The organism is Pseudoalteromonas sp. C8 (assembly GCF_011378685.1).
Lineage (GTDB): Bacteria > Pseudomonadota > Gammaproteobacteria > Enterobacterales > Alteromonadaceae > Pseudoalteromonas > Pseudoalteromonas arctica.
Genome location: NZ_WTKT01000037.1, coordinates 1 through 3679, shown reverse-complemented (window position 1 = coordinate 3679; position 3679 = coordinate 1). Strand labels below are relative to the sequence as shown.

The following is a 3679-nucleotide window of genomic DNA, read 5'->3' as shown; positions in this document are numbered from 1 at the left end:
TAGTATCATTAAACAGCGACAACACACCTGCAGTTCCAATAGTACTTGAAGAGTCTAGTGGGTCGCTACCATTTGTTAACTCAATATAGTCACTAATTCCGTCATTATCAGTATCCATTGAGGTTGGATCAGTACCCGCTTGCATCTCTTCTAAGTTAGTTAACCCATCACCATCAAAGTCAAATCCTGCGTCTTGTGGGTAATACGGGTAAAATCCATATTGAAGTTCAAACTCATCGCTCATACCATCATTATCATCGTCTTCATCTATGATATCTGGAATACCGTCACCGTCAAAATCTTCAAGACCTATTGGTTGGCCGTAATAACGAATACTTAAGCTATCTAATGTGTCTAACTGAGTAAAATCAACTAACGGAATATTATCAACACCAACACTTAAGTAGTTACCAGAAAAAGCAAACAATGGAGATAGGTCATCGACTTGGGTTGATGAGAGCCCCATATTTATATGGTCAGAACTCAAATCAATTAAACTCAAATCTGAAAATGACGTACCATCAAGATAAATACTACGTAGCCCTTTAAAACTACTAATTAGTTCCCAATTTAGTACATCTGTATCTGAAAGAGCTAAACCATATAGTTCCATACCTTCGAGTAGTGATAAGTCATTAAAGCTTGTATTATTTAAATATAAAGAGTTAAGTAATTTTAATTCGCTAATATTCGTCCAATCTGTAACCTGCGTATAAGATAACTCTAAGCTAGTTAAATTATCACCATTTATCAGATTCAGATTTGTAAAATTCGAGTTGCCCGCATCTAAGTCCGTCAGATGTGTTAACGAACTTAGAAATGACCAATCATCGATTTCAACAAACCATAAACGCAAGCTCTCTAACTGATTGAATGAACCTAAAGAAAGGTTTTCAATGTGTGTATGTGATGCGTCTAAATACTTTACTGATGCACTAACCAATGAAGCATCTGTAAAATTACTTTGTCGAACGTATAACTCTGTTAGCTTAAGATTTTTTAATTCCTGCCAATCCTCAACCGTTGAACGATACATATCTAAAGATAAAAGTTTTGGTAATGTGGCTAGCGGTACTAGATTACTGAGTGTTGAATTTCGTAGAGAAACCCTCTCAATATTCACTTTATCTACTAATAACTCGAGAGCCTCATCAGTTAGTTTATAACCTTCAAAATTAGTTAAAAACTCAAGTTTTTGTAGTACTTCCCAATTTTCAACTTGAGTATATGGAATCTGTATACCAGTTAAAAATTTAAAATTGTTTAAATCATTTATATTTTTAATAGCTACATCACTTTGTGCCCAACAATAAAAGTAACTGACGTCGTATACCGATTGATCTAGTGAGTAACTATCAGTAATACATTGTTTTATTACTTCACTCTCAAACTTAATATCCTGAATTTTTTTAACTAATGCTGTTACATTTGCGTTATTAGGCTCTGAATCGTCGTAGTCAAGTATTCCATCACCATCAGTATCGCTTAATGTTGGGTCTGTACCTAAAGCAATTTCTTGACCATCAGTTAAACTATCCCTGTCACTATCACTGCTATAAATATAAGACCCAGCATAATACTCTTCTGCATTTGTTAAACCGTCACGGTCAAAGTCATCATCTGCATCGGCAACAAAAGGGTCGCTTCCTATAAACTCTTCTATTAAATCGTTCAAGCCATCGCCATCTGTATCTTTTATTTCAGACAGCGGTTTGCGAGTTAATAAATCATTATTATTATTAATGCCATATAGGTCATCGCCATCATTTAACACTTTAATTAAAGTATAAAAATTATTAGGTGTTAACTCACGAGATAAGCCATCACTATCTACTGTATATAAGTTTGAATTAACACTATAGAAAGTTTTATTTTTAATATAAAAAGAGCTTATTGAATATATACTATCGTTAAAATCAAACGTGAAGTCTGTAAAACCACTAATAACAGTATCAAACACTATGGGCTGTGTATTAAAGTTTTCATCGTAGGTAGTAATAAGTAATTCAGTATCACTGGCAGCATAAAGCTCAAAGCCATTTTCAAAAACGTTTTCGGTAACCCAAGCATTTAAGTCACTTGAAGATATTAAGGCTTGGCTATTATCTGAAAGGCCAACACTTGCGTAATATGTACCATTTATATAAAAAATATCACGCCAGTAATTTATATATAAAGTGCCATCGTCAAGTTGAGTCTGAACTTGTTCAATACCTGATAAACTAGTGCCACTATAAATCTCTCCGAAGCTAAAAATAACAATTTGCTTATTTCTTAAAGCTTTAATTTCATTTACATTTAGATAATCAACTGAGTCATAGCTCGCTTCTATCCAAATTTCACCATCAGTTGACGTGAAAAATGAGTCCCAACCTAATAGATGAACCAAGCCGTCGTTAACAAATAATTGGTAGGTAGAATTTAGAGTGCTCTGAAACAATACTCTTTTATTTTTAGTTTCAAAATTATAAGCTTCCAGAGCATAAACACTATTATAATCAATATCACTTTCATGCTTTAAAGTCAGCAACTCACCGTTAAATATTTCACTAGCAACTGTACGTGATCGTTTTTTCACAAGTTCAATTTCTGACATATCAGCATTGAGTTTAACTACAATTCCTTCATGCCCAACAATATATATTGACTCATCAAAATCAAAAACATGTGAAATATTATTAATCTCAGTAGTTAATTCAGTAAAATTAAGGCTACTTGTCGCAGAGTTAAATTCTGCTATTTTGCCATTTTGATCTATAGCAAAGCTATTAATACCATCTGAGAATAGGTGTAGTTCATTATAACTTTCAATATTAGATGTTACATGCTCAAGCCCATCAGCGGTTAATTTATAAACTCCTGCATTTTCTCCACTAAATGAAACTAAATCGATACCATCAATGCTTATAAAATCATTAAAATAGGTATTACTCATAGTGGCGTTAGTTACTTTAAAAGTACGCCAGTCTTGTGTTTTTACAAAGTAAGAAATAGTAGAGTTACTGCTAGAGCCATAATCATTAAAATAAAATAATGCTTTATCAGCGCTAAACTTTATATTTTGAATATAATAACCATTAACATTTGGTATAAATGAAACTGTTAAATCATCAATACTTACGACTTCAGTGCTTGTAATAAAATCACTAGTTTTCATTAAAACAAGTTCATTATCCTGATAGCTCGTGAAGTAAAAATACTCACCACTTACCCATGTATTTGAATTATCTGTTGATAATGATGACTTTTTCCATGTTACTCCATCTGAGCTATAGATCAGTTCATTATAATTGCCAGCAAAGGCAATTATAGAATCTGTAGCAACAAGGTTATAGTAGTTATTACTTTTAAGCTCAAGGTTGCCTATTTCAACAGATTCCCATTGTTTAGCTTCTGCAGAAACAGCAAGCTGATTTTGGTTCAAAGAATATATTTTATTATTAAATACGGTAAGTTTACTGTTATAGCCTATGGGTTCTACTGGTATATCAGCTTTTTCCCAGCCATATTCTGTAGCACTTACAAAATGGCTGGTTAATATAAAGCAACAAAAAAGTATTATTTTGAAAACTCTCATGATCTTTCCCTATGTTATATAAATGCCCTATTTCGCACTCAAGATCTGCTTAAATTTATTTAGCTGATATCTCATTTTAATTTTCTATATTCATAAAAAATT

General features: G+C 32.5%; 1 pseudogene. It reads right to left on the bottom strand.

What is annotated here, in order from left to right:
• Positions 1-3577 (bottom strand): annotated as a pseudogene (locus tag GQR39_RS19855) (leucine-rich repeat domain-containing protein); the annotation flags it as partial.
• Between the last annotated feature and the right edge of the window lie 102 nt (positions 3578-3679).